This window comes from Candidatus Chloroploca mongolica (assembly GCF_004762035.2).
Lineage (GTDB): Bacteria > Chloroflexota > Chloroflexia > Chloroflexales > Chloroflexaceae > Chloroploca > Chloroploca mongolica.
This window is the reverse complement of record NZ_SIJK02000017.1, coordinates 85,138-111,874: the sequence shown is the minus strand read 5'-3', so window position 1 is coordinate 111,874 and position 26,737 is coordinate 85,138. Positions and strand designations below refer to the sequence as shown.

Sequence of the window (26,737 nt, the reverse complement as noted above, 5' to 3'; positions counted from 1 at the left end):
CCACGAGCCTACCAGATTCTCCGAACCCTGTCTAGAAATAAGCGAACGGTAAGGAAAGATGTTCCTGACGACTTCATTTTCCAGGTATTCGACATCATGGCGCAGGCGCACTGGCATACCTTCCAGGTTCTGACTAAGCGCCCCGCGCGGCTTGCCCGACTTGTGCCACGTATCAGCGAGCGCCTACGGCGTTACAGTGGGCATCTTGCGCCCTGGCCAGACCAGATCTGGCTTGGCGTCTCCATTGAGACGATGCAGTATAGCTGGCGTGCCGAACAACTCCGGCGGGTACCAGCGGCCGTTCGCTTCATCAGTGCGGAGCCGCTCCTGGGTTCGCTTGAACAGCTTGATTTGACCGATATCCACTGGCTGATTGCTGGTGGCGAGAGCGGGCCGGGGCATCGTCCGTGCGATCCGGCCTGGGTTCGCGAATTGCGCGATCGCTGCATTGAAGCAGGCACCGCGTTCTTTTTCAAACAATGGGGCGGGCGCACACCAAAAACTGGTGGACGTCTGCTCAATGATCGCACCTGGGATGACTATCCCCAGTTCACTCCTGTGAGTATGTGATTCTGGAAAGAAATCGGATCACCTTTCCCCGGGGTTGACTACTTTGGCCCATAATGCCACCCGTGTTACTTTTCGCCCCGCACCCTCCGCACCTCCTCCTGCGCCCAGAGCCTGGCCTGCTTGCGGGTCAGGCCACGCGGGGCGCCGATGTTGCGCCAGTGGGAGTTGACGGTGGTCAGGGCGTCAGGCGTTCGCTGAGGGCTGGGTCGTGGGCGAAGACCACGGCGGCGACGCCATCGGGCGGTGCGGTGCGGGTCTGGAGTGGGTCAAGGGCGAGCAGCACGAGGGGGATCTGGTGCGCCTGGGCGATCGGGGCAATGGCGCTCGCCGCGCTTCCCTCGGCGATGATCGCCGTCCATGGCAGGTGCTGCAGGGCCAGGCGGAGCGCGGTCGGGTGGCTTCCATGATCTGGGCGACGCCGCGCAGGTGCTGGGTGAGGCCGCTCCGGACGATGCGTGAGGTGCTGGAGATGATGACGTGCAGGACGGCGCGCTGCACGCGGCGCAGGCGTTCGAGTTCGTGGCTTTGCTGGCGGGCCAGTTGGTGGTACAATCTCGTAAAGACCAGTCCGAGCTCATCATTCTCGTCGTAGATATCGACTGCCTGCAGGCTGAGTTGCCCTATGAGCATGCCGAGGCTGATAAGTTTTCCCCTCAGGTCTATGACCTAATTTTAATGCTGTCGTTGACGTTAGCACGTTGGGGCGTTGGAGTGTTGGGATGGTGGTATATGGATCGTTTGCGCACGCCAGTGTTTGCACTGGCACTGGTGCTCATTGCCCTAGTCGTGCTGATTGAGCTTGGCTCGACTCTGGTCTTGCAGAGTCCGAGTGGGCAGATCTCGCCCGCAGATATCAGTCGTGTCGATGATAGCCTTGATGTTGGTGAGGTTGACCAGAGTCAGATTGAACAAAGCACTCGACCAGGGATGGCGATCCAGTATCTTGCGTTGATTGATAGCATTGTGTTGTTTACAGTCGGCTTGATGGGCATAAGTTTGGTCGTTCCTGAACGAGTTCACGGGCGCATTCAAGGTATTGCAACGCTCATTTTCGCATTGCTGTTGTTGCTGTTGAGCATAACACTGCTCTTTGCGGCGCTCGGGATGGTTCTCTTCATGGTCTCGCTCTTCCTGGCTGTGCCATTTGGAACCATAACCTACCTGGTAAAGTATGGCTTTTTTGATCGGGGTGGAGCAGGCATTGTTTTGTCATTCCTGCTGATGCTTAAGCTTGGGTTTGCCGTCTGCCTGGTAGTGGCTCATCAACGCTTTCTTCAAAATTCTGGCTTGATGTTGCTTGTGCTGACATCATTCCTGGCTCATGTGCTTGTGAGTTTGCTGCATGGTCTGGTTCCGCTTGTACTGGTCAGCATTACTGATGGCATTGCCGCTATGCTTGGTGCGGTGTTTGCTGCAATCTGGTCTGTTGTGTTGCTAATCGGATCGCTGATTGCCATCTTGAAGGCCGTGCGCGTTGATCGCTCGTTGACTTAAATATCGAGTGCGACAGATACGTTTTTAGATCTTTTTCAATTATCTTTTTCAAGAACACATATACTATTACTTAATGATGGTTCGCCAGGGCAAGAGCTATCAGTTGTTAACAGACAGGTGATCCGTAGAAGTGCAAATTCATCTTCGCCTCCTTCGTAGACATCAACGTTGATCGTCTGGTTGCAACTTCGACGCTGTGTTCCTCCCGCTACGCCTGGTTGTGTCATTTCAAATCGCATAGTGGCACCCTGAACTACCCGCAGGGGTAGTCTGCGCACGGGGGTACTGGTTGTCGCCATGCGAAATTCACAGGTCTGGCCAAGGCCAACTATCAATTGATTATTCTGGGGAGGTGGGCATAGCCCCGGTGGTGACAGAGGCTGCATATCATCAAAGGTCAGTGCTGGCGCAGGCACGAGCCGCCCGATCCCCTGAATCCACCCCACGTCGATGTTGGGAACCTGGCTATTGCTATTGCCAGCACCCAGGCCGACCCCAAGGATAAAGAACAGGATCAGAAGTACGAGTACCGCCGTAAACAGTTTAATACTCATCCTTGTTTTGCAGATCAATCAAGGGTTCAGGGGGGTAAACATGAGGTTATCAATGGCAAAGACCCTGCCCCCAGAAGGCTCATCAAAAATTACAGCCGTAATCGGTTTATTAGGCGAAGCAGTAGCCTCAATCGTTCCGTTGCTGCGCGGTGAACCAGGGAAGCCACAGGTTCCAGCGGCACTGCCAACCGCACTAACGGTCTCTAACTCCTCGGTGCCTGAAAACAGGCGCATGCGAAAATTGGCGGGGCCTTGAAACTCGACACTCACCGCTACGACAGGTGGGTCAAACGTGGCGCGAATGGGAAATGCCGAAACACCAACGCTTGAACCGCGCCCGGTTGCAAGAACCCGATCCTCGGGGCTTTTTGACTCAACGCATGCCGATGTATTGCCGTTGGCTACAATGCCTATGACTTCGTCACCAAAGTTTGATGCTGGCGTGGTGAGACTGACGCCAAGGCTGGCGTAAAAATCTTCGGAAAGAACCCCCAGGGCTTCATCAAAAGAGAGAAGCACAGGATCAGCGAGGGCAAAGGGCGTCGGGGTTACGCTTGGCTCTAGTGTTGGTGTTACGCTTGGCTCTAGTGTTGGTGTTACGCTTGGCTCTAGTGTTGGGGTCGGTGTGTTAGTAATCGCCCCATTGTCTCCATCGCGCCCCCAGATAAGATACGCTGCCAACCCTCCGCCGAGCAGGAGTACGCCGACGATTACGGCAACGATCCACCAGGGAAAGGGCGTGCCTGGTGGCAAAGGGTTAGCAGGCACCTCCACCTGTACGGTTGGCCCTCGGGTATACTGCTCATCTGGATTTTCCACCCCGACCATATCGAGATGAAACGTGTAGTTGCCCGGTTGTACGTGCGAGGGTATCGCCACACGAACATTGTATTGATGGGTCTCGTTCAGTCTGAAGTCACGCTCGCTTTCCCCACTCAGGGTAAACCAGCCAGCCGTCGCGGGGTCGGTCGGCGTTACCCGAGCACGGCCGGTAAGTTGGCGCCCTGAGGTGTTAGAAACGGTAAAGACTGATTCGCCCTGTCGTGTGGTAGATAGCTGAAGCGTGGTACTGACCGTAGTAATCGCGAACGGGCTGGACATAGAGCGTCTCCTCATATGTCAGCAATGAATGAAATTGCATATACTATAGCAGATGCGTCGGTGCCAAGTCAAACATAAACGTTGACAATGGGGTATTTCCTTGATATTGTATGCTTAGAGTATATCAACATACCCAAACGGCTGCTTTATTCACGGTGATCTGTATGTTTGACCAGATCGATCATCAGTTGTCCAGGTGGGTATCCAGCATCCTCGACTTGCCCTCGCTCACTATTTCGCTCCAACCTCCAGGGACCGCAACAGACGGTTGTGGAGTGAGTTTGTACTTGCAAGATATCTTGCCTGACCCTCCTGCTCGTACCACAAAACGCGCACCGCTTCAGGTCTTGTTGCGCTATGTCGTTACCACCTGGGCCGAAGATATTCAGGAGGCGCATCGCCTGCTGGGTGTTCTCGTGTTTGCGGCCCTGGATAAAGCAGAGTACACCGTTGAACTGGTACCCCAGACGGCGGCAGTCTGGTCTTCATTTGGTGTCCCTCCACAGCCAGCCTTCCTCCTCCTCGTGCCCGCCCGCTTTCCCCGTTCTGAACCGGATGTGCCGATGGTTGCCCAACCACTGGTTATACATTCCGGATTAATGGTGTCGCTCTATGGCAAGTTGGTTGGTCCAGGTGATAAGCCCATTAAGGGGGCACGCATCGAACTACCTGCACTCCAGATGGGACATTATACCGATACCCAGGGCTGTTTTCACTTTGCTAGCGTGCCTGATATGCCCACCGCTACGCTGTTGTCGGTGAAGACGAGAGGACGCGAGTTTGAGGTGAAAGTCAAGCCTGGTCCGTCGTCGCTTGATGAGCCGCTGCTGATCCATGTTGATTTGTTGGATCAATAAGGTAGAGGGGTGCTATGCCAAACTATATGACCCCAGGCGTGTACGTTGAGGAGATCGAACGTGGTCCAAGGCCAATCCAGGCTGTTGGTACCAGTACAGCCGCTTTTGTCGGGCGTGCTCCCAATGCCAACGCCCATGTCAATGAAGCTGTTGCGCTGAATAATTGGCAGCAGTTTGTTCGCGAGTATGTTCCTGACAATGCTGCAAGTACGCATCTGTCTCATGCTGTCTATGGCTTCTTTCTGAATGGCGGGCGACGTTGCTATGTTGTCAATATCGGGTCAGGGCAGTCAATCGCTGGAGGTGGGAGCGAGCGTTCAGGTGTAGAGGTATTGGAGGAGATCGATGAGGTGGCCATTGTGGCGGCTCCGGGGTTTAGCGATGTTGCATCGTATGATGCCTTGCTGACCCATTGTGAGAAACTCAAGGATCGCGTTGCGATCCTTGATGCCCCTGCTCGCGTTGACAACATTGATCTGCTTACGCGAGTTGCTACCGTTCAGGTTGCGGCGCCACCCGCGGCCGCAAGTGGCGAGGACGCTAGTGGTAGCCCTCCACGTCAGCCACCGAAGCCCCAGGGTTTACGCCCACGTCAGTCTGATCGGGGATATGGTGCCTTCTATTTTCCCTACATTATTGTGCGCGATCCGCTTTCTGGGCAGCAGATGGCTGTGCCGCCTTCAGGTCATGTTGCCGGGGTGTGGGCACGCAGCGATGCTCAGCGCGGTGTGCATAAGGCGCCGGCCAATGAAGCGCTCCGTGGGGCACTCAATTTGACCTACCGGCTTACACCTGATGAACAGGGCGAGTTGAACCAAAATGGAGTGAATTGTATTCGCTTTTTCCTCCGCGAGGGTATTCGCATCTGGGGCGCTCGTACGGTCGCTGATGGCAGCAGTGAATGGCGGTATCTCAATGTGCGCCGTCTGTTCACGATGATTGAAGAGTCAATTGCGCAAAGTACGCGCTGGATCGTCTTTGAGCCTAATGATCAGTCGCTCTGGAAGTCGATTCGACGCGATATTCGTGCGTTCCTTACGCGTCTGTGGCGCGATGGCGCCTTGATGGGGAATACGCCCGAAGAGGCGTTTTTTGTCAAATGTGATGCGGAGACTAATCCCCCCGACGTGATCAATGCGGGGATGGTTGTCACCCTGATTGGTGTTGCACCGGTGAAGCCAGCTGAGTTTATTATCTTCCGCATTAGCCAGTCTGAAGGAAGCGTCGAGATTGAGTAAGGAGGTCACGTATGTCAGATCCAGGTGCCTCTGGAGGGCAAGCCGGCGTCTTTGCCGATCCGTATCGTGTATATAATTTCAAGCTTGAAATTCAGGGTATTACCGCAGGTCATTTTACTGAATGCAGTGGCTTTGATATTCAAGTGCATGCAATCAGATATCGCCAGGGTGGGGTGAATGAAGTGGTGCATCGTGTTCCCGGGCCGGTCACGTATGGTGATATTGAACTGCGCTATGGGTTGACTGATTCGCGTGAACTCTGGGATTGGTTTATGACTGCAGTGGAGGGGCGGGTTCAGCGGAAGAATATTTCGATTTTGATGCTTGACAGTCGCGGTGTGGCAGAGGTGATGCGTTGGGATTGCATTAATGCCTGGCCTGCACGTTGGCGCGGTGCACCGCTGAATGCGCTGGATCATGCGTTGGCGATTGAGACCTTGACGATTGTCTTTGAAACCCTTGATCGAGCGTGAGGTATGCCGCTATGCGTCGCTGGCTTTTGTATGCAGTCGGTCGGCAGATGGAGCATTGGGGTGATGTCTTGCTGCGCCGTGCCGGAGTTGCTTCAGTTACAACTGAGCAGCATATCCCGACACCCCCTGCACCTCCACAGACGGATGCTGCGCCTGCTGCAACAAATCCGCTAGACCAGCGCCCTGAGCCGCCAGAGCATTGGCGGCATCATGTGCGCAGCAGTGGCCCACCTGCCCATTGGCTGGCTGTGGTTCGTCAGCATGCGCCTCAGTTGCTCGATCCTGTCGATCGTTCAAGCACATGGCAGATTGCTCCGCCCTCGACTGCATCAGAATACCGAGCACCGCACCAGCCCTCACCAGCCATGCAGCCTGAGTCTTCCCCATACGATGCGCCCTTCCCGCCCGCGCAAGAGGTTGACGCTGAACGTGATCTGCCTCAGCAGCGTGATGCTGAACCGCGTGGGCTTGATCATGGGCCTATCTACCATGTGCCGTTGCCACGTCGCACCCAGTCAGTTGCTCATATTCGCCCTGATCAATCAATTGCAGTGCCCAATGAACGCCAGGGGCAGACTGCAGATACATCCGAAGAGCATGGTGCTTCCTTAGCTAGCCAGCAGCTTCATGCCCCTCTGCACGAACGCGATGATCAGCGTGAGGTGCAGGGCATGGCTATGCGTCGCCAGATATTTCCAGAGGTCGTTCATTCTGTCGCTCCCTCGCTCAGGGAAGATGCGGAAGAAAACGCGCCCTCCGACCAAACGCTCGCCGCATCTCTGCTTGCTCATGAAGTTCAGGCACAGACAGCATATGCCGCTGGCGAGCAAGCAAGACTAGCATCCGGCCCCAACGCTACCCCCCTCGCCCCAGAGTTCGCAGATGAACAGGAGGGACGCCTTACAGACGCTTTGTCGCATAGCGATGTTGGCACTTCACTTTCCGCTCGGCATGCAGCGATGAAAAAGGCGGTAGAAGAACATGCCAGCCCCATATCCTTCACTGATGTTGGCACTTCACCTTCCGCTCGGCATGCAGCGATGGAAAAGGCGGTAGAAGAACATGCCAGCACCATATCCTTCACTGATGTTCGCACGTCACCTTCCGCTCGGCATGCAGCGATGAAAAAGGCGGTAGAAGAACATGCCAGCCCCATATCCTTCACTGACGAACGCATGTCACAAAGGCACTCACGTCCTTCAGAAGAGGGCGATCGAACGGCACGTCTGAACCCTGCTTTCCAACAACAGGCTCCCTATGAAGATCCCTGGCCCAGATTGTTCCCTGACCCTCACGCCGAAGTGCAGTTGTTGCCTCCATCATTAGATGAACGTTGGATTGCTCTACCAGATATAGCAACCGAACCAGGAGGCGAGATGCAGCAGCAGTTACGTCAATGGGAACGGTATCAGCGTCTGGAGCAGGAGCGTCGTGGCTGGCACAGGTGGTGAAGCATGGAGCGTGTCGTTTTTTTGCTCGAAAGTACTGGTGAACAGATCAGTTGTCTGTTGAATCCCAACACGTTATTGATGCGACGTGTGGCAGGCATCCGCACACGCCAGTCGGTAGGTGGGCAACTGACTGGTGCAGGTCTGACCGACGACCCGCTCATCTATACGGGTGGTGGGCACACAGAGCTTGAACTGTCATTGCTCTTTGATGTCAGTCTGACTGGCTCTTCAATTCAGACTGATGACGTACGTGACCTGACTCGCCCTCTATGGAACCTTACCGAAAATACGCTGTCAGCAGATGGCACCACTCAACTCCGACAGGTGCGGTTTGTCTGGGGCAAAGCCTGGAACATCCCTGGCATCATCACTGCCGTGACTGAGCGTTTGGAGCAATTTACGATGGTAGGGGCACCGGGTCGTTCCTGGTTGCGTATGCGCTTCGTGCGGGTCAGTGAGCCCATTATGCGCCCGACTGGCAGCCAGTCCACCTCTCAGGCCACCTTAACGCCAGAAGAATTGGCCATGCTTGGACCTGACGCCTTAGTAGAGCATGTAACTTCGTATGAAACTACAGCTGGCAGTACAGACGATCAACCAGAACTCGGTGAACGATTATATGTCGTAGCATCGCGATTTTATGGGGAGGCACCACTATCATATGCTGACCAGGACATGCAAACTGCCGCGCTGTGGCGCCTGATTGCTTGTTTTAACGATATTGCAGACCCATTGCGGATCACTGCAGGCAGCATACTGCGTCTTCCACCACTGTCTGCACTCCTTGCTGCCTTACGTCAGCAACAATGACCCGTGGTGGAATTCCGGGGCTAATGAATATTCAATATTAAATTGGGTATATGGTAGTGCCGACTTCAGTCGGCTTCTAGCTCAGCCGACTGAAGTCGGCACTACCGAATTTAATTCTTAAAACTCATCAGCCCCGGGCGCAACTCCCTCTACATAAATAAACCCATATGGAATATTATAACTAATAAGTGACAAATAAAATATGCAAAAACGTATCTATAGACCACATGTAAAAATAGAATTAAACGGCATTGAAATGCCGTCTCAAGATACACACACATTGCAGGCCATCATGGTACAGCAGCAACTGTCCTTGCCGTGCCAATGTGAACTGGTATTTGTTGACCCTCCCCAGCATCTGAGTGCCGCACACCGCCTTGCCCCCGGTACCTCGCTGCGCATCCGTGTGCCTGATCAGCGTGATCCTCTATTCGTGGGCGAGATCACGGCGCTCGAATATACCTATGATCCAGCGGGTGGGCGTGAACTACGTGTGCGTGGGTACGATTTGTTGCATCGCCTACGCAAGCGCCAGTCTGTGCGCAGTCATGTGCAGGTAAGCCTGTACGATCTAGCTCAAGAGTTGGTCGCTGACATAGGATTAACAGTAGATGCCACTGAACATGGCCCACTCTGGCAACAACGGATCCAGGCTCGCCAATCTGATTTAGAATTATTGACCACAATTGCCGACGCCTGTGGTCTCTATGTGGTGGTGCGTGAGCATGTGCTGCATTTGTTGACGCTGGCAGGTATCGGCGAAGCTGTGCCCCTTATCTTGCGTGAGACCCTGTTTGAGGCTCGCATTGAATTGAATGGAGATCCAGCCTGCCGTGTGGTTGAGACGCTAGGCTGGAATCCCTTGCGCATTGAACAGTTTACGGCGAGTGCGACTACGCCGCGGAGCAGAAGATCAGTCAGGGCTGAGGTGCTCCCTGATCAGGTTGGTGGCAATGGTATTCGCACGATGGTAGATGAGGTAACGCAAGACAACAGCCATACTGAAGCAATGGCATGCGCTGAACTGGATCGGCAAACTGCACGTGAAGTGACGTTCTGGGGCATAGCGGATGGCGATACCCGCTTGCAGCCAGGTACCCCAGTTGAGGTGCGTGGTGTCGATGATCATCTTGCCGGGACATACGTATTGACTGCGGTCAAGCATACCATTGATCATCAGATGGGCTTTGTGTCTGAATTGTCAACAATGCCTCCTATGCCCGCTCCACGCCCGCATAGCACAGTGACGACAATTGGCATTGTAAGTCGAGTTGATGATCCCGATCATCTGGGGCGTGTGCGTATCGTTTTCCCTACCTACAATGATGTTGAGAGCGAATGGCTGGGTGTTCTGGCGATTGCCGCTGGTCAAAACAAAGGCTTGATGGCCCTTCCGGATGTGGGCGATCATGTGCTTGTCCTGTTGCCCCATGAAGATCCAGCGCAGGGCATTGTGCTGGGTGGGTTGTATGGCATGGGCGGCGTACCTGATAGTGGGATTAATGAGCGTAGTGTTCGACAGTATACGCTGCTGACTCGTGGCGGTCAGCGCATCAGGCTTGACGATGTCGGCAACTTGATCCGCCTCGAAAATAGTGACGGCAGCTATCTGGAGCTGTCGCCAGAAAAATTGCTGCTGCATGCTGCAACTGACCTTGACCTGGAAGCACCAGGTCGATTAGTGACAATTCGAGGGCAGTTTATTAACTTTGAACGAGGGTGAGTTGCCTGATGAGCAAAGAGGCATATACATGTATTTCTTGAGTGAGGATGGTGTGCTGGTATGTGCGCATGAATTGGGTATAGTGAACCATAAGCCAACCCAGGATCTGGTCACTATTGCCCATCGCCGCGTACTGGTCGCAACTAATCCTGAAAGCCAGACAATTGTCGGATGCCCAAATATCGGGCCGACGATCAAGCCGTGTACAACCACTCTGGCCGTGAAACAGGGCTATTCTGACCTGGTGCGCATCCAGGGGAAACAGGTCTGTTTGGATACGGTCATTGGTTTGACTGATGGTACTCCACCAGGCATTGTAGAGTATCACGTACGACGCGCTGGTCAGGATCTGGTCAGGGAGGGAACATAGATGACAGCTGGTTCACGCTACCAGGCCTGGCGCTTTGTCGTTCCTGGTATGGATGTAATGGATCCATCCGCCGGGTTGCAAGTCAACGATCAGGGTGGTGTGGCGATGGTCTCAGGTGATGCGAGCGTACGCCAGGCTATCTTGCTGCTCCTCTCGACGATCCCTGGTGAGCGGGTAATGCGACCAGATTATGGCTGTTTATTGCACCGCCTTGTCTTTTCCCCTAATGATGAAACTGCGGCTGGCCTGGCTATCTATTATGTGCGGAGTGCTCTGGAACGCTGGGAACCGCGTATCGAGATTGTGCATATTGATGCGCAACGCCATCATCTGGAACCTGATCGGCTCTTGATAATCCTGGATTACCGTGTCCGGGCGACCCGACAGATTGAGCATCTGGTCGTTTCGATACATCTGGCAGGAGAGGATTTCTAATGTCCCTGTCATCGCCTAACCTGGATGATCGTGATTTCCGTACGCTGGTTGAGCAAGCCAAACAGCGTATTGCGCAAACATGTCCCCAGTGGACAGATCTGTCTCCGGGAGATCCGGGTATTGTGCTGCTGGAGTTGTTTGCGCACTTGACCGAAACGATGATCTATCGACTCAATCGTTTGCCCAACAAGGCCTATATTGAGTTTCTGAGCTTGATGGGCGTACACCTCCAGCCACCATCTGCCGCACGGGTTGAATTACACTTCAAGCGCAACCAGACTGATGTGCCACTTGAGATTCCCCGTGGAACACGGGTCACCCTTAACCGCACGGCAGGCGGAAGTGAGCCACCAATCTTTTCTACAGTCCATACGATCACCCTTCAGGTAGGCGAACACGAAGGGCGTGTGCTGGCCTTTCACTGTGATCTGGTTGCAGCTGAATTGGCAGGGATGGGGACAGGCTTGCCGCAGTTTGTGGTGTCTGCAAGGCACCCGCCTATTATTGCCCCTACGGGTGATGATCTGGATCTTGTTGTGGGGACAGAAACGCCGCAGGAAGATCTGAGTGACCGCGTTCCCGCACTTCAGTACAACGGAAAAACATATCGGATCTGGCGCGAAGTCCAGACGTTTGCGAATCTAGGTTCCGATGGATTTGTCTATGTAGCCGATCGGCTGCAGGGTCGCATTACTTTTGCCCCGGCAGGCCGTACGCGCTGGGACGCAGGGTTGCTCGAAGCCCAGCCGCGCATGCTGGCTGCCTTGCCCATAGCAAATCGCGAGGTTCGCCTGTGGTATCGCCGCGGTGGTGGGTTGGCAGGCAATGTGCCTGCTAATACGCTGACGGTGTTGAAAGATGCCATACCTGGAGTAGAAGTTACCAATCCATCTGCCGCAACTGGTGGACGCTCAGCAGAGACCCTTGAGAATGCGTTAATTCGTGGGCCACAAGAGTTGCATTCTCTGCAACGCGCGGTTACGGCTCGTGATTTTGAACTGCTCGCCCTGTCTAGTTCACGCACACTCGCGCGTGCTAAAGCCTTTGCCCGCGCCTCCCTCTGGACACATGCAGCGCCCGGAACTGTAGAAGTGCTGCTGGTACCATATCTTGCGCAACAGGATGGGCAGCGGGTTGATGTGGCTACGCTGCAAGCCCATGAAACAGCCGCAGCGTGTGAACAGATCCAGAAGGAGTTGGATCAGCGTCGGCCGCTTGGCACAACGTGCCTGGTCAACTGGGCCCATTACAAAAGCTTGCGTGTCAGTCTCCGCATTGTTGTGCGCCGCGAAGAAAACCTAGCGTCAGTGCAGCAGCGTGTGCTTCACCGCCTCTACGAGACGATCAATCCTCTCCCGACGCAGATCAATCCAGCCGGGTGGCCGTTTGGCCAGGCGTTGCGTGCGTCTCATATCTATGATATTGCCCTGGCCGAGCCGGGGGTACGGTGGGTCGATCAGGTGAAACTGATTGTTGATGATGTGCCCAATGCCCATGTACGTTCGCTTGCTGCTGATGTGTTCCAACCACGCACATGGTATGCGAGCAGCAGCTCACGCCTGTTCCGTTCACTGAATGATGGGAACGGCTGGGAGTCAGTCAGACATTTTTCTGACGAACAGGTCAGGCTGGTGCGTACCCACCCTACCCATGCTGGCCTGGTCGCCGTCATTACGCAGCGTGAAGATGAAAGCGGTTCGCGTCTCTATATCTCACGTGATTGCGGCGAAATGTGGGAGTCCGGTTTTATGCTAACCTTTGATGTGCAAGATTGTGTCTGGGTTCCCCGTGAGGGCATACCTGTGATCATGATGGCAACTGATGGTGGGCTGTATGAACAAACATTGCACCCGGATGCCAGTCCCGTCCAGATTCTCGTCAATCCATCAAAGCAGCATCAGGGCTTTTTTGCGCTTGCTACGGCGCAGAATCTGCGTGGTGAGGTCAGTGTGGCTGTGGCAGCACAGGGTCAGAGCGGGGTATTTCTTTCCCGCCAGGGTGGGATGCCAGCCTCGTTTGCCTCAATTGGACTGGAGGGTGAAGATATCCGCACCCTGGCTGTGCAATCTGAAGGCCCCAACGCATACTTGTGGGCGGGCACAGCGTCGGCAGGTGGGGACGATCCTGGCAAAGGCTGTTTTATGTGGGATATGAATAGTGCAGGTGGCTGGCAACCATTTGGGCGTGGCTGGTCGGGAGGAAGTTGTCGTGCATTTGCTTTTGCCGGTACCACCGTACTTGCTGGCTCACACCGTAGCGGAGTACTACGTCTGGATCGGGCGAAGCAGATGCCAGAGTGGGAAACGCCTGATGTTAGCTGTGGTTTGCCTTTGCGCGATCGAGCACGCTTTCAGCCAATCGATAGTGTGGCTGTTGTACCTGATGCCCATTTTGTACTTGCAAGTGGGAGTGACGGCGTCTTTGGAAGTGCTGATAAAGGTGTTACATATAACCGTGTATCACATACAGAATTTACTGAAAAAGTCGCTCTGCCAGAAAGCTGGCTTTTTTGCTCAGGTAATCATGAAGTTATCGTGGTGAGCGAACATGAAACAGAATGAGCTTATCCAGCTTCTTCCGGGTGTCTTTCAGCGCACCATGCGGTCAGATAGCATGCTGGCTGGCGTGTTGGCTGCGATGGAAGCCTTGCACGAACCGTCGGAAGCAGTGCTGGCTAATCTGGATGCCTATTTTGATCCCTACCGTGCCCCCAACTATTTTGTCCCTTTTCTGGCTTACTGGGTTGATCTGGGATGGTTGGTAACGATACCTGATCCTGAACGCTCACCAGGATCAGCGGTATCACCGCCTTTTCCAAGCGGCATCGCTCGATTGCGCAATTTGATTGCGAATGCCGCCCATCTGTCACGCTGGCGGGGGACAGCATACGGACTGTGCCAGTTTCTCGAAATTGCGACTGGTCTGACTGGTTTCACCGTCGACGAGCACCTGCATCCCTTTCATCTGCACATACGCGCCCCGCACCAGAGTGAGCGTTACCGTGTTCTAATTGAACAAATTATTCAATCTGAAAAACCAGCCTATGTTACATACAAAGTAATATTCGAATAATTGAGTTATAATGCCCTCGCCACAATCATACCGCGAGCGGCTCCATTTTACCCGCTAAACGCGAAAAGAAGCGACCGAGGCCGTGGGTCTTGTTCCCCACTTTGCTGACTACCGTCTTACGAGGTGCCCATCTTGGCGAGGGTATTGATTATACCCAAATGCTTTCAATCGCTCAAGAAGCGCCCCGCTGTCAAGGCCGGTTTATTTTTGACCCAGATCGCCGGGTTGCTTTTGACCCACCCCGGCGGTTCGGGTGGCGCGGCCGGGCGGAGGGCACGGGCCGCGCGGGCAATCAGACTTCCGGGCGTGTGTGGCGGTGTTAAATGTCAACTAGATTTGCCGCCCGTTCTGCCTCACGAGAGAATCTTACTTTGTCGGGGCTCGTTGCCTCACGAAAGATCTTACCCGTTGTTGCGCTGCCTGGCCGGGTGCGCGAGCCGGGTGGGGGCGGCACTCTTCCAGAGCATCGTCAGCGCGACCTTCGCCCAGCAGGACGAAACTGACCCGGAGCAGCGCTGGGACTGGCCGCTCTTTGTCGACGAGGTGCAAATGTTCGTGAAGGCCGAGCGCGCCGAAGACGCCGAGCGCATGTGGACGCGCACCCGCTCGATGGGCGTCGGCCTGATCGGTGCGCACCAGGGCTTGAACCAACTGGGCGAAAAGCTGGGCGGCATCGTGCTGAACGTGATCGGCGGCATGTGCCTGACGAGCGGCGTGCGCGACGACACCCGCGACCTGGTCAATGCCTACGCCAACCAGGGGCTTCAACCCGAAGACTTCACCGGCGTCAAACCCCGCGAAGAGCTGCTCATTCGTTTCCCCGTGGAACGCCGCGACATGGGCCTGATGTCGGCCATCCCCCGCGAACGCCCGCCCGAGCAGCCCGCCCCCGCGCACCCCCCGACCGCGCGCCCCCCCTTCACGCCCGCCTCGCCCGCCGAAGCGCTCGACCTAGCCACCCTCGAAGCGCTGGAGCAGGGCGTCCGCGAAGCCCTGGCGACCCACCCAGACCTGCTGCCCGAGACCGTCTATCGCGCGGTGGCCCACGCATGGCTCAGCGCCCTCCACCAGGAACACCGCGCCGCACTGGTCGCCGAGGGGCACGGAACGAGGACGGGCGAGTTGAGCGATCAGGCCTGGGCCGCGATCCAGCACCTGATCGAACGCCTGCGCGCCGTCGCGACTCGCCGCGCGCAACACGACGCCGAGCACCTGGCGCAGTGCCCACGCACCCTCCCCGCCGACCAACACCTCGCCCAACTCAGCCAGCAGCGCTACGGCGTCCACCCCCTGATCAACGCCTGCTACGTCGCCGCGCTGGTACGCCGCTACCCCACCGACGAACGCAGCATGGCCCAGCCGGATCGCGGACGGCGGCCGCGCGAGACATCCCGCTCGCCCGCCGGGCCAGCGGTCACCCCGCCCGCCGTGCCCGGCCCACCGGCGAGACGACAGGCTCCCCCGTAGATGCGCTCACCACCGCCATCCCAGGCCCGCCCGCCGCCCGGCACCCAGAGCGACGCGCCTCGCCGCCGCGCTCAGCCTGGCGCAGCCGCATCGCAGAAGCAGGCAGCGCGACTCGTCTCGCGCACCCGCCGACGCGACGGTCACATCGTCAGCCGAGCCAGGCCCGCCAGCGTGCAGTCAGCGCACGCCGTCGACGTAAGGCCGAAGCACCCGCCGCCGCGAGGTTCGCCCCCGGCGAACCTCGCGGCGGCGGGTGCTTCGGCCCAACCAGCCCATCAGCAGCAAAGGATCCATCGCCCATGCCCACCACGCGATCACGCCGCCGCGTCACCTGGTCGAACCTCGGCGAACGCACCCGGCTGATGCTCCAGCGGCTCAACGACAGCATCCTGCTCAGCGAAAACGACCTCTGCGCCCTCGTCTGGCCCGAGGCCGTCAGTCGGCAAGCGCGCACCGAACGGCTCGCACGCTGGCTGGCCGAGCAATACATCCAGCCCATCGCCATCCCTGACGGGCGCGGCTACCAACTCGGGCGGAACGGAGCCCGCCTGCTGCGCGAAGCGGGCTTCCCACGCCTCGCACCGGTGCGCCCGGTCGCCGAGCGCGTGCACCCAGGGCTGCTGCTCGCCAACCAGTTTGGCGTCGCGCTGCATGAAGACATCCGCACCGACCTGGGCATCAGCGGCATGGGCTGGATGATCCGGCCCTTCAGCGGCAGCGACGCCCGCGGCGACGGGATCGCCGCAATCGGCTACGACCTCGACGGGCTGCCCGCGCAGCGCACGTGGCCCGTCACCTACGCCCCGGAGTATCTCGGCGCGGATTACACCCCACCGCCGGGTTTCGGCATCATGCGCCTGGTCGTCGAGATCGACAGCGGCAGCGAAGACGCCCGCCAACTCGCCCAGCGCGCCCGCAACTGGCGCACCCGCTGGGATCAGACCACCTGGCCGCCCGCCACGCACACCATCTTTCTCTGGATCACCGACCAGGGCTGGCTCCGCCTCGAAACCATCTGGAGCGCCTGGACGCAGCACGCGCTGCTGCCCGCCTTCTTCACCACTGTCGAGACGCTCACGCTGGGCACGGGCACGCATTGGCACCCCTGGAACCCGCGCCGATACCTGCCTGACGGGCGCAGCGTCTGGGTCTGGCACGACATGGAAGGCCGCCCGCGCTCGCTGCGCCCGTGGGATCTGGAGGAGGGGGTGGTGAGATTTGAGCAGCCGAGGCCGGTTTCGCGCACGCGTTTTCAGGTTGACAGCCCGGCGTGGGATGGGTGGTAGATAAGAGGGAGGCTAGGTGTGTTTGTCAATCGAAAAGTGACTCTCCCGCACTTTCGATACCCCTGGCGAACCCCATCTCCGAAGGCTTGGGTGCTGGGGATGCCCAAAAAACGCTAGCCTGCGCTATCATCGCTCCAACCTCAGATTGGAAGTGGCGCGAAGATCGGTGGAGGTAGGAGATGTCGCTCAACTCGCCGCTGTTCTACGTGATACCGGAAGAAACGGTACGGGTGGCCAAAGCCGCCTTTCCCAAGGGCAATTGCTATCTCTTGCTGCGGGATACCTTTGGGCCGCTGTTCCACAACCCCGACTTTCAGCACCTCTTCTCCCATCCTGGTCAGTCCGGCGAAGACCCCGCGCGCCTCGCCCTGATTACCATCCTACCGTTTGCCGAGCGGCTTTCTGACGAACAAGCTGCCGACGCAGTTCGTAGCCGGATTGACTGGAAGTATCTGCTGGCCTTGCCGCTGACCTATGCCGGCTTTGACCCATCAGTGCTCAGTGAGTTTCGCACACGCCTGGTCACTGGCAATGCTGAGCATCTGCTCTTCGACAGCGTGCTCACCCAATTTCGTGAGCACGGCCTGCTTCGTGATCACAGGCGCCAGCGGAGTGATTCGACCCACGTGCTTGCCGCGATGCGCGCCCTTAATCGCTTGGAGTGCGTCGGCTCGACCCTGCGCCACGCCCTCAACTGTCTGGCGCTTGTCGCACCTGACTGGCTGCTCAGCCTCAGCCAGCGCGAGTGGCTCGACCGCTATGAAGACCGCTTTGAGGACTATCGGCTTCCTGAGGCAGCCGCCGCGCGGCTTGCCTTGGCCAATGAAGTCGGGCGAGATGGTTCGCAGTTCCTCAGTGCGGTGGTTGCGACTGATGCGCCAGCGTGGCAGCGCAGCGTTCCCGCGGTCGAGACCCTGCATCGGGTCTGGCTCCAGAACTACACCTGGACGGAACAGGGCCAACTGCATTGGCGCGCCAACGATGAAACCCCGTCGGCAGGCCAGTACATCAGTTCACCCTACGACCACGACGCACGCTACAGCCAGAAGCGCGGCATGACCTGGATCGGTTACAAGGTTAATCTGACCGAGAGTTGCGATGCCGATCTGCCGCACCTGATTACCAATGTGGAAACTACGATGGCGACCACCTCGGACGATGCCGTCACGGAGCGCATGCACGAAGCACTCAAGCAGCGCGAGCTCCTGCCTGAAGTCCACCTGACTGATACCGGCTATATCGACGCCGAACTGCTCATCGAAAGCGAGCGCCAGTATCAGCTTGACCTGCTGGGTCCAGTACGCGGGGATTATCACCGGCAAGCCTCAGAAGGGAAGGGCTTCGCCGCCACTTGACCATCGACACGGGTCGCAGTCTGGTCGAACGCGACCCAGTCGCCACTGACCATGCCCGTGGCGTGGAGAGCCGTCGGCACCCTCGGGCTGTTGGAGTCCATATGAAGGCCTAGCGGACGATCTGCGGCAGCGCAAGCCGACCACCGACACTGGAGCCGGCGACAACCACTGCGGTGAGCGCCGCAAGGGCGGCGAGGGCGAGCGCACCGTCGAGGGCCACGATCAGCCAGATCTGGGCCGTAACCAGGAGACTGCCCAGTCCGATCAGGATGAGCCGCATCGGCGTCACCGGCACCTCCTCGACGAGCAGCGCCTGCATCGCTCCCTCCACCTGGCGCGACAGATCGCTGTCCCAAACGCTCCCGCCCACGAACAGCGCGACGAGCCCGAGGAGCGCCACTAGCACCTGTGCGAGCACAAGTAGCACGGCCCCTGCGCCAAGTTGGAGCAGCACCCCAAGCGTCGCCGTGACGAAAAGCGCCTGGACACCGACAGCCAGCAGCATCGCCAGCAGCTTGCCTCGCAGCAGCGCGCCCGCGCTCACTGGAGCTGTGAGCAGCACGGCTAGCCGCTCGCCCTCGCCACCCACCGGGCTCGCCGCTCCGTCGGCAATGGTCAGCAGCGCCAGCACCACCGCGAAGGCGGCTAAGCGTTGCCCGTCGCCCAATCCAGGGAGTGTGACCTGTCCGGAGAGCCAGAGGCCGCCGGCGCAAAGGACCGGGGTCATCAGCACGCGGAGGCGGAAGGTCCAGTTACGGCTCTGGCTGATCAGGCTGCGCCAGAGGATCGCTGCTACGGGCGTGCGCCGCCGCGCGACCACCGCGCTAAGCAGGGCAATACCAGGCAGGATGTGGGCGGTGGGCGCACGATCGCGACTGCTCTGGCGCAGAGTGAGTGCCTCCAGGCAGCGTCCGCCCAATCCCGCGAGCCAGCCATCGCTGCCTGACGGCAGCGGGAGCCGCAGCAGGAGTGCGGCCCCACCGACGGCGATCAGGGGGCCAGCAACGAGGGCCAGCGCCACTCCGACGCCGGCGGCGAGCAGCCAGAGCAGGCTGGGCGTGCCCAGGGCCGTCAGCCCGCCACCGAGGGCGGTCAGGGTAAGGGCGAGCGGTACCAAGCCCACCCACTCGCGCACCACGCGCACCAGCAGGGCATGCCAGCGATCCGCCGGACGCAATGGCAACGTCAGCAGGAGCTGCTGCTCGTCGCGCGCCAGCCCGAGGCGCAGTGCCCCTACTCCCGCCCACGCCCCGAGCCCGAGCCAGAATAAGACCAGCGTGAACGCAAGGTTCCGCGTCAGTTCTTCTAAGCCCTGATCTTCTCCCCAACCAGCTATCCGCAAGTGTAACGTCCACCCGCCCCATGCTGCGAGCACGAGTCCGACAATGAGGCCAACTAGGTTGCCGATGCGAAAGCTTGGGTCGCTGCAGCGTGCGTTGGACAGCTCGCGGCCGACCGTGCGCCAGAACAGCCGGGCGGCGCTCATGGCGTCACCGTCAGCTGGAGAAAGGCTTGCTCCAGACTCTCCGCAGCGGCCAGGGAGCGCACCTCGTCTGGGCGGCCCTCCGCGACCAGTCGCCCTGCGTGGAGCAGACCCACCCGGTCGGCCACCAACTCCATCGCCGCCAGGTCGTGGGTCGAGAGCAAGATTGCGCTGCCCGCGTCGGCCAAGTCGCGCAGCAACAGCTTGAGCCGGTAGGCCGCGCGGGGGTCCAGTCCGTTGAACGGCTCGTCGAGCACCAACACCGGCGGGCGGTGGAGCAGCGCTCCAGCCAGCGCCAGCTTGCGGCGCATCCCCAGCGAGTAGCTGCCGCTGAGGCAGTCAGCGTGCGGCCCAAGCTCGAACTGGTCGAGCAGCGCGGCGCTGCGGGCCTGGGCTTCCGGCAGCGGGAGCGCACGGAGCTGCGCCAGGAAGTACAGGTATTCGCGCCCGGTCAGCCGCTCGGTGAGCAGCGCCCGATCAGCGACGTAGCCAAGGGCGGCGCGGGCTGCCAGTGGTGCCTTCCATACGTCGTGGCCCGCGATGCTCACTCGCCCCGCATCAGGTGTCAGGAGCCCCACCAGCAGCTTGATCGTAGTCGTCTTGCCGGCGCCGTTTGGTCCAAGGAAGCCATAGATTTCGCCGGCGCGCACCGCGAAGCTCAGCCCCGCGACAATGGATCGCTGTCCATAGCAGCGCGCGAGCCCGTCGGCGACCAGCAGCGGCATTCCTGTTGGCCCTGGCCCGACCGCCACGGCCATTGGCTGCGTGATCTCAGTAGTGGGGGCAGCTGGCGCCGACCCAGTGAGAGCCGTGAGGAGGAGTTCGGGTTCGTCCAACGCAAGGATGATGCGCTCGACGGACCCGCCCCCGCGCAGCCCGACGCGGATGCTAAGCGGCTCGGCCAGTTCCAGCTGAATCAGTCCCTGGGTATGCAGGCCCAGGCGCAGCTCGCGGCGCTCGGGCGTGTAGGTTGCCCCGGCCATCACCCCGGACGGGACGCTCACCAGGGTCGCGGTGGCAATCTGCGCGCGGGGAAGCTTGGCGCGCACTGCCAGGCCAAAGCGCAGCTGGAGGGTCTCGGCGTCGAGGTGATGCGCCGTCACGAACGGGCTGAGGGCGCTCAGCATTGCCCACAGGGTCAGGGCGGCAAGCGCGGCGAGCAGCACCCAGCGCAGCGGTGACGGGACGAGGACGCTGATCAGCCCGCCGATCAGGGCTACCTCGACCAGAGCGAGGCCCAGTAGCCCAAGGATGAGGGTCGAGGAGCCAGTTCGCTGGCTGTAGGTGAGGCGCATCGCATTCTCCTCTATTGCTAGCTGGTTGAAGTCGGCGGATCGGCGGTCGCTGCGGTCGCCCCGGCCAGCGCGAAGACCCGCAGCTGAGCAGACGAGAGCACCTTCGGCGCAGTCAGGCCGAGCAGGTCACCGAGCAACTCCGCCGCAGGGCCGTCGGGGACGGGCAGGGCGACCATGGCGCGCATGAGTACATTCTCGGTGACGGCGATTTGGTAGGCGGCAGCCAGGTCGGCGATCTCGGGTACGGTGGGGTCGGCATCGCGCAGTGCTTCAAGCCGTCGGCCAAGAGCAACGAGCTCCTGGTAGGCCGTCGGGTGTGCGGCGGCAAGCTGGGCCAGTTCCTGCATCTGGGCGTGGTAGGCCGAGTCGTTGCCGAGCACAGTATCCAATTGGCCGAGCAGATAGGCGTCGGCCTCGCGCATCCACGGGCTGACCTCGTCGGCGAGATCCCCGAGCGAGGCCTCGATGAGCGCGGCGGTGGGCGAGGGAATTAGAGGCTGCTCCATCAGTGTCTGCGGGTCGGCCGCGAGACGGGCAATCAGCGCACGACGAGCCTCCAGCTGAGCGATCTGGATCTCTACTTCAGCCGCAAGCTGGGCCAGCGCTGCTTGCAGCGACGAATCGGCGTCCGGCGCGTCAAGCAACGCCTGAACCTGGGTAAGCGAAAGACCCAGGCTTTGGAGTCGACGGATCTGCTGGACGCGCAGCAGGTCGGCAGCCCCGAACGAGCGGTAGCCGTTGGCCTCCCGGTGCGTATCGCTCAAGAGCCCCCGGCGCTGATAGTGGCGCAGGGTCTTCGCGCTAACGCCGAGCAGTTGGGCCGCGACGCCGATGGTCACCCGTGTTCCACGCATGAACCCCTCCTTACGCGTAGGATATACCTTACCCTAAGGGCAAGGTCAAGTGGGGTTTGAGCAAAACGCCTGCGCCTTTTGATCAACTTTGACCCGCTTACCACCCGCGGCTCGGTGTCGTCTCTACCACACTGGACTTTGCTGACGCCCGGCGCAACTCGACCCTGATCCGTGACAACATCATCAAGCAGGTTCGCGCACGCAAAGCAGATCCGAAATCGCAGATCCTGCTCAACGGCAGCAGCGTCCTCGTCCACACACTCATCCAGCACGACTCGGTCGATGCGTAAGATTTCTGACATTTTTCTAAAAATTACCCCTTAAACATTGACAATGTCATATATTCCTATTATACTGCACCTACTGACACTACGGATCCACAGTCAGGGGGGCAGTACTATGCCGGACGGCGATCGGGTCCATCCTGGTCTCACTCGACCATATCAAAAGGTTTACAAGCAACTCTGCGAAGGCCAGTTCAACGAGGAATCGCTTGCGGAAGGAGTTGTTGAAACGCTCAAGCGTCAACTCCAACAAGGCGGCGATGTACCAGCGCAAATGATCGCACAGATTGCAGAGCGATTGAATGAGATTTCCAGATAGCCGCTCTTTACTAACTGGCAGAGCGTCAATCGTGAGATTGAGCATTTGGTTGCGCAGTGTAACATTCCCAAGCGTACTAGCCAGCAAATTATTGAAGCAAGCAAGGAACTGCTATATGACATACGCAGAGGTAATGAACTGTCAAATACCAATGTCCAGTTGATGGAGCGCACCCTGCGTCGAATGTATACCGCAGAATTTGAAGAGCGCGTACCTATGGCTCAACACTACAAAGGCGTCAGTCAGCAGTTGTGTACGAATTGTTGACCGCCATACAGGCTACTCGCGGGTCATTTCATCCACAATTGATGACTCACAGTTGCCATATATGCTGTCTCGTCAGATTTCCTCACTGCAAGCTGATCTTGTCGACTTAGCGATAGCAGTTCATGTTGCAGATCGCTTCGCAATTGGTCGAGCAGATTTCCCGCGACGTCTGCATATTAAGCTGCCTTTGCGTCACCGCGAGCTGTTTGAGCAACCGGTAGTATCTGATATGTTGAGAGAACTTCTCTATTGGTATACGGAAGACAAATGGGACTTTGAATTTACTTCGCGCCAAAAGAGTGGTCGGTGTGCCGAGCGTCAAGGATGCCTCGACTTAAGCGGGAAATCACGTGTGACAGAGGTCGCTCTCTGGAGCGGGGGACTTGACTCGCTGTCCGGGCTGGTTAATCGTATGGCTTGCGAGCCATCCAAACACTATTTGCTGTTTGGATCCGGTAGCAACTCGCAACTTCACTTCCGGCAACGTGACCTGGCTGTCAGACTGGCTGAACATCACCCACAGCGGGTGTCTTGCACCCAAGTGATCTATCGATATACCGCTACCAACATCCCTCGCAATCGTAACCAGCGCGCTAGAGGTTTTGTTTTCATGCTCCTTGGGGCTGTGTGCGCCCTGCTTGCTGACGAGAATCAGCTTCACATCTACGAGAATGGTGTGGGTGCAATTAATCTGCCCTTTCGTGCCTCTGAGGTTGGACTTGATCACACGCGGGCAGTCCATCCCATCTCGCTCACCTTGATGAGCGAAATGGTATCGCAGATCATCAGCGCATCTTTTAGCTTCGTGAACCCCTTTATCTTCTGGACCAAGGCCGATATGTGCCGTATTTTTCATGATGAACGTTACTATCCACTCATTGTCCAAACGGTTTCATGCGATCGTCTTCATCGCGAGGTACCAAGCCAGTGCGGTGTTTGCTCCTCTTGCATCCTACGGAAGCAGAGCCTACTCGCTGCTGGTGTCCAAGACGAAACTAAATACCTGTTTCCCTCGATCCCAGAGGAGCAAGGCTATCGTCCTTCGATAGGCAATCATTTGCGAGCTATGCTCTGGCAAGTTCAGGTACTGCGCCAACTCCTCTCAACCGATAAGCCTTGGGATAGCTTGGCGAGTTACTACCCTCGCATGATGGACATCATCGACCGCATAACGCTGTTTGAGGGCCTGACGCCTACATGGCTGCAAGGCCAATTCGCGCAGATGTATCAGCGCTATGTAGACGAGTGGGAACAGGTGCGGCCATACATCGAGCGAGGGCTGCTTGGGGAAGAGGAACTACGCGAGGCCGCGTAAGTTGGCAAATTGCTGAATGAAAGGATCTTCCCATGACGGCTAATATCCTCGATGATCTCGACCTACGTGCATTAGGTCGGGAACTCCAGCTAGCTCGAAAGCGCTCTGGGCTTACTCAAGAGCAGGCTGCCTCCGTAATTGGGGTTGCTCGTACGACTCTTACCGCTATCGAGAAGGGAGAGCGCCGAATAAGACCGAATGAGCTAATCAGTCTGGCTCGAGCTTATAATCGACAAGTTAGCGATTTTGTCCGCACCCGCCCTTCCATCGAGCCATTTGAGGTTCAGTTTCGCGGTCCCGCTGTGCTCGCAGATATTGATCAGGCACGGATCGATCCGCTAATCGCCGATCTTCAAGAGTTATCTCGTAACTATTTCGAACTTGAAGAGATTGTCGGCAGCCCACTTTCGCGGCGTTATCCTGACGAATTCTCCATTGCGGGTCTGCATATCGATACGGCCGCTGAAGAATTGGCCACGCGCGAACGAGCAAGACTGAATCTCGGTGATGCCCCCTTACCTGTCCTCCGCGACATCTTAGAACAAGAGGTTGGGCTCCGAATCTTCTATCTGAAATTCCCACAGCGCTTTTCGGCGATGTACTTCTACGATCACACACTCGGTGGATGCATTGCGGTCAATAGCGATCATCAAGAAGACCGGCGACGTTGGTCACTTGCGCACGACTACGGGCATTTCTTGGTTAGCCGTTACAAACCAGTGCTCTATGTGGAGAACGCTTATCAACGCAAGCCTGAGAGCGAGCGATTTGTCGATCACTTCGCAATGTATTTCTTGATGCCGACGAGCAGTCTATCACGACGTTTCAATGATATTCGTCGGGTGAAGTCAAAGATAACCCCCGCAGATCTCTGCATTTTGGCACACTACTTTGGCGTCTCTTTTGAGGCGTTGATGGGGCGTCTTGAAGGTATGAAGTTAGTAGCGACTGGCACTCTTGACAAATTGCGTGCAGGCGGATTCAAAATTCGAGAGGCTCAGAAAGAGCTAGGTCTGTCTCCCATCCCGGCACGGGACAGTGTATTGCCGCTCCGATATCAGTACCTAGCATTGGAGGCACTCGATCGAGAGCTTATTACGGAAGGTCACTTCGCTCACTTGATGCATCTTGAGCGTCTGGAGGCTCGCCGATTGGCCGATCTGCTCAGGGATGATGTTGGCGTCTATGGAGAAGACAATCAGCCGGTATCTCTCGATCTATCACAGCCACTCTAGGGCGAGGAGGGGTATAGTTGATCTCACCACTACCCATCACGCATAACTGCCTTATCCTAGACGCTTGCTGCATCATTAATGTCTATGCATCAGGTCGGATGGGCGATATTCTCACCAGTATTGCACGCTCAGTCACGGTTGCCGCCTATGTGAAAGACAACGAAGCAAGAGCAGTCTATGCAGCTGATGGGTCGGGGGCTCGGGAGGTGATTGATCTGAGCCCCTTCATTACTCAAGGGTTACTCCATGTTGTTGATCTTAACACGGCCGCTGAAAATGCAAACTACTTGGAGTTCGCATCTAAGTTAGGCGATGATGGTGAAGCTATCACTGGAGCTATCGCTGCTGAGCGAAATTGGGCTATCGGCACTGATGACGGGGCAGCAATACGATACTTCAACCAACGCTGCCCTTCGCTCCAGATTGTCTCATCACTAGAACTGCTCAAGCATTGGGCTGATACAACTGATATATCTCTTACCGAATTGGGTTCGGCTCTGCGATTGATGCGTATCCGAGGAAGGTATCAGCCCAAAGTGAAGCACGCGCTGTACAATTGGTGGCAGACAAACTACGCCAAGTAGAAGATCTGAGACTCCCACTGGGTCGCGAGGGGTCTCCCATATGCCATGGGCTCTATGGCTTCAGAAAGACTTAGGGGCGATCGTGCGCCCAGTGGAACACCTGATCCAGAAGGGCGACCGCGCAGTAAGAATTTGACCGTGATTGTCGGGACGGTGCGCGTCGTCACCACGGGACGCGGCGAGGGGCGTCGGATCTTCACGGAGCTCGGCGCGGCCGAGTATCGCTACGAGCTGAGTATCCATGAGGTCGTGGGCGATGCGCAGGGGGCGGCGCGGGCGAGCTATCGCTTGCCGTTTACGATGAGTGATGCGGTGCGTGCCCGGGCCGAGCACCTGCTTGTGGATGGGCAGCGCATCGCGATCCTTGGTCCGTTGGGCATGGAGGAGTACTATGACCAGCGGTTCCAGCGCGATGCCTACGATGCGGGACGCCGTACCTGGGATATCCGCATTGATGTGCTGGGCGTGCAGGAGGTCGGCGATGCTGTGCCCGATATGGCCTGGGTGCAGCTTGAAGGCGAGGTCATCGATCGGCCGCGGGTCTATCCACCCGGCTCACGCTAGAGGTCGTTGGTGCCGCACGGGTCGCCAGCGTTGCGCAGCAGTTCGGTGCTGGCAGTCGCGTCTTGGTCGAGGGCCACCTGGAACTGCGCGAGGCCACCGGGATCGAGCGCCTGCCGCTGGCTGATGGCACCGGCGAGGTGCTGGTGCGTGTCCCGCGCCGCGAACTGATGCTCGTCGTGGCAACGATCTTCAATGCTGACCCCCCGCTGCCAACCGCGGAGGCCCAACGCCAACCGGCGCAGGTCTGGTGGGACGAAGCGGCGTAGGGTGGTTCACCTGGT

The 26,737-nt window shown here is 58.0% G+C and carries 27 protein-coding genes; 21 read left to right on the top strand and 6 right to left on the bottom strand.

The features are described from left to right. On the top strand, positions 1-570 hold a 570-nt coding region (locus tag EYB53_RS11350), incomplete at its 5' end, for a DUF5131 family protein (RefSeq protein WP_135478301.1). A 477-nt stretch (positions 571-1,047) separates the two neighbouring features. Beyond that, the gene (locus tag EYB53_RS11345) at positions 1,048-2,064 is read left to right on the top strand and encodes a hypothetical protein (protein WP_205712636.1); all 1,017 of its coding nucleotides are present in this window, start codon (positions 1,048-1,050) and stop codon (positions 2,062-2,064) included. Positions 2,065-2,099: 35 nt separating this feature from the next. Here the strand turns inward: EYB53_RS11345 and EYB53_RS11340 are convergent, their stop codons facing one another. Together EYB53_RS11340 and EYB53_RS11335 are read right to left on the bottom strand one after the other, a co-directional pair. After that, positions 2,100-2,618 carry a hypothetical protein gene (locus tag EYB53_RS11340; RefSeq protein WP_135478300.1) on the bottom strand — a complete coding sequence of 173 codons (519 nt, stop codon included), beginning with the start codon at positions 2,616-2,618 and terminating at the stop codon, positions 2,100-2,102. A gap of 18 nt (positions 2,619-2,636) precedes the next feature. Further along, on the bottom strand, positions 2,637-3,719 hold the full coding sequence (locus tag EYB53_RS11335) for a hypothetical protein (RefSeq protein ID WP_135478299.1): 1,083 nt from the start codon (positions 3,717-3,719) through the stop codon (positions 2,637-2,639). Positions 3,720-4,000: 281 nt separating this feature from the next. Between EYB53_RS11335 and EYB53_RS11330 the strand changes: the two genes are divergently transcribed. The 11 genes from EYB53_RS11330 to EYB53_RS11280 all read left to right on the top strand — a co-directional run bounded on the left by EYB53_RS11330 (position 4,001) and on the right by EYB53_RS11280 (position 15,615). Beyond that, a complete protein-coding gene (locus EYB53_RS11330; RefSeq protein WP_135478298.1) occupies positions 4,001-4,576 on the top strand; it encodes a carboxypeptidase regulatory-like domain-containing protein in 576 nt (191 codons plus the stop codon). A gap of 14 nt (positions 4,577-4,590) precedes the next feature. Then, positions 4,591-5,814: a phage tail sheath family protein gene (locus EYB53_RS11325; protein WP_135478297.1), complete on the top strand. Its 1,224-nt coding sequence runs from the start codon at positions 4,591-4,593 to the stop codon at positions 5,812-5,814. 11 nt (positions 5,815-5,825) lie between these two features. Further along, positions 5,826-6,287: a phage tail protein gene (locus EYB53_RS11320; protein WP_135478296.1), complete on the top strand. Its 462-nt coding sequence runs from the start codon at positions 5,826-5,828 to the stop codon at positions 6,285-6,287. Between the two features lie 272 nt (positions 6,288-6,559). Then, positions 6,560-7,738: a hypothetical protein gene (locus tag EYB53_RS11315; RefSeq protein ID WP_167857357.1), complete on the top strand. Its 1,179-nt coding sequence runs from the start codon at positions 6,560-6,562 to the stop codon at positions 7,736-7,738. 3 nt (positions 7,739-7,741) lie between these two features. Continuing rightward, complete coding sequence (locus tag EYB53_RS11310; protein ID WP_135478293.1) at positions 7,742-8,548, top strand: CIS tube protein; 807 nt, start codon at positions 7,742-7,744, stop codon at positions 8,546-8,548. A 202-nt stretch (positions 8,549-8,750) separates the two neighbouring features. After that, a complete protein-coding gene (locus EYB53_RS11305) occupies positions 8,751-10,271 on the top strand; it encodes a phage baseplate assembly protein V (protein ID WP_135478292.1) in 1,521 nt (506 codons plus the stop codon). A 28-nt stretch (positions 10,272-10,299) separates the two neighbouring features. Continuing rightward, complete coding sequence (locus EYB53_RS11300; RefSeq protein ID WP_135478291.1) at positions 10,300-10,641, top strand: hypothetical protein; 342 nt, start codon at positions 10,300-10,302, stop codon at positions 10,639-10,641. Then, positions 10,642-11,076 (top strand): GPW/gp25 family protein, encoded by a 435-nt coding sequence (locus EYB53_RS11295; protein WP_135478290.1) that lies wholly within the window; start codon positions 10,642-10,644, stop codon positions 11,074-11,076. Further along, entirely contained in the window at positions 11,076-13,637 is a 2,562-nt protein-coding gene (locus tag EYB53_RS11290) for a baseplate J/gp47 family protein (RefSeq protein WP_135478289.1), read from the top strand. The genes EYB53_RS11295 and EYB53_RS11290 overlap by 1 nt, the downstream gene beginning before the upstream one ends. After that, positions 13,624-14,148: a hypothetical protein gene (locus EYB53_RS11285; protein WP_135478288.1), complete on the top strand. Its 525-nt coding sequence runs from the start codon at positions 13,624-13,626 to the stop codon at positions 14,146-14,148. Before EYB53_RS11290 ends, EYB53_RS11285 begins: the two co-directional genes overlap by 14 nt. 408 nt (positions 14,149-14,556) lie before the next feature. Next, positions 14,557-15,615: a type IV secretory system conjugative DNA transfer family protein gene (locus EYB53_RS11280; protein ID WP_135478287.1), complete on the top strand. Its 1,059-nt coding sequence runs from the start codon at positions 14,557-14,559 to the stop codon at positions 15,613-15,615. A gap of 148 nt (positions 15,616-15,763) precedes the next feature. Here EYB53_RS11280 and EYB53_RS11275 read toward each other — a convergent pair whose 3' ends face one another. Continuing rightward, a complete protein-coding gene (locus EYB53_RS11275) occupies positions 15,764-15,916 on the bottom strand; it encodes a hypothetical protein (protein WP_167857355.1) in 153 nt (50 codons plus the stop codon). On the opposite strand from EYB53_RS11275, the gene EYB53_RS11270 reads away from it, so the two are divergent. Then, positions 15,915-16,901, top strand: a complete 987-nt coding sequence (locus EYB53_RS11270) for a hypothetical protein (protein ID WP_135478286.1) — start codon at positions 15,915-15,917, stop codon at positions 16,899-16,901. The genes EYB53_RS11275 and EYB53_RS11270 overlap by 2 nt on opposite strands. A gap of 179 nt (positions 16,902-17,080) precedes the next feature. After that, positions 17,081-18,256 (top strand): transposase, encoded by a 1,176-nt coding sequence (locus EYB53_RS11265; protein WP_135478285.1) that lies wholly within the window; start codon positions 17,081-17,083, stop codon positions 18,254-18,256. A 109-nt stretch (positions 18,257-18,365) separates the two neighbouring features. On the opposite strand, the gene EYB53_RS11260 is transcribed toward EYB53_RS11265, so the two are convergent. From EYB53_RS11260 to EYB53_RS11250, 3 genes are all read right to left on the bottom strand, one after another. After that, on the bottom strand, positions 18,366-19,598 hold the full coding sequence (locus tag EYB53_RS11260) for a hypothetical protein (protein ID WP_209949609.1): 1,233 nt from the start codon (positions 19,596-19,598) through the stop codon (positions 18,366-18,368). Positions 19,599-19,738: 140 nt separating this feature from the next. Continuing rightward, positions 19,739-21,034 carry an ABC transporter ATP-binding protein gene (locus tag EYB53_RS11255; RefSeq protein WP_135478283.1) on the bottom strand — a complete coding sequence of 432 codons (1,296 nt, stop codon included), beginning with the start codon at positions 21,032-21,034 and terminating at the stop codon, positions 19,739-19,741. Positions 21,035-21,051: 17 nt separating this feature from the next. Further along, positions 21,052-21,888 carry a helix-turn-helix domain-containing protein gene (locus EYB53_RS11250; protein ID WP_135478282.1) on the bottom strand — a complete coding sequence of 279 codons (837 nt, stop codon included), beginning with the start codon at positions 21,886-21,888 and terminating at the stop codon, positions 21,052-21,054. Positions 21,889-22,287: 399 nt separating this feature from the next. Between EYB53_RS11250 and EYB53_RS11245 the strand changes: the two genes are divergently transcribed. The 6 genes from EYB53_RS11245 (at position 22,288) to EYB53_RS11220 (ending at position 26,722) form a co-directional block, all read left to right on the top strand. Continuing rightward, complete coding sequence (locus EYB53_RS11245; protein ID WP_135478281.1) at positions 22,288-22,491, top strand: hypothetical protein; 204 nt, start codon at positions 22,288-22,290, stop codon at positions 22,489-22,491. 328 nt (positions 22,492-22,819) lie between these two features. Further along, entirely contained in the window at positions 22,820-24,073 is a 1,254-nt protein-coding gene (locus tag EYB53_RS11240; protein ID WP_135478280.1) for a 7-cyano-7-deazaguanine synthase, read from the top strand. A 32-nt stretch (positions 24,074-24,105) separates the two neighbouring features. Next, positions 24,106-25,308 (top strand): helix-turn-helix domain-containing protein, encoded by a 1,203-nt coding sequence (locus EYB53_RS11235; RefSeq protein WP_135478279.1) that lies wholly within the window; start codon positions 24,106-24,108, stop codon positions 25,306-25,308. Between the two features lie 98 nt (positions 25,309-25,406). Beyond that, on the top strand, positions 25,407-25,892 hold the full coding sequence (locus EYB53_RS11230) for a hypothetical protein (RefSeq protein WP_135478278.1): 486 nt from the start codon (positions 25,407-25,409) through the stop codon (positions 25,890-25,892). A 132-nt stretch (positions 25,893-26,024) separates the two neighbouring features. Then, the gene (locus EYB53_RS11225) at positions 26,025-26,456 is read left to right on the top strand and encodes a hypothetical protein (protein WP_135478277.1); all 432 of its coding nucleotides are present in this window, start codon (positions 26,025-26,027) and stop codon (positions 26,454-26,456) included. Between the two features lie 62 nt (positions 26,457-26,518). Next, positions 26,519-26,722 carry a hypothetical protein gene (locus EYB53_RS11220; RefSeq protein WP_135478276.1) on the top strand — a complete coding sequence of 68 codons (204 nt, stop codon included), beginning with the start codon at positions 26,519-26,521 and terminating at the stop codon, positions 26,720-26,722. Positions 26,723-26,737: the final 15 nt, after the last annotated feature.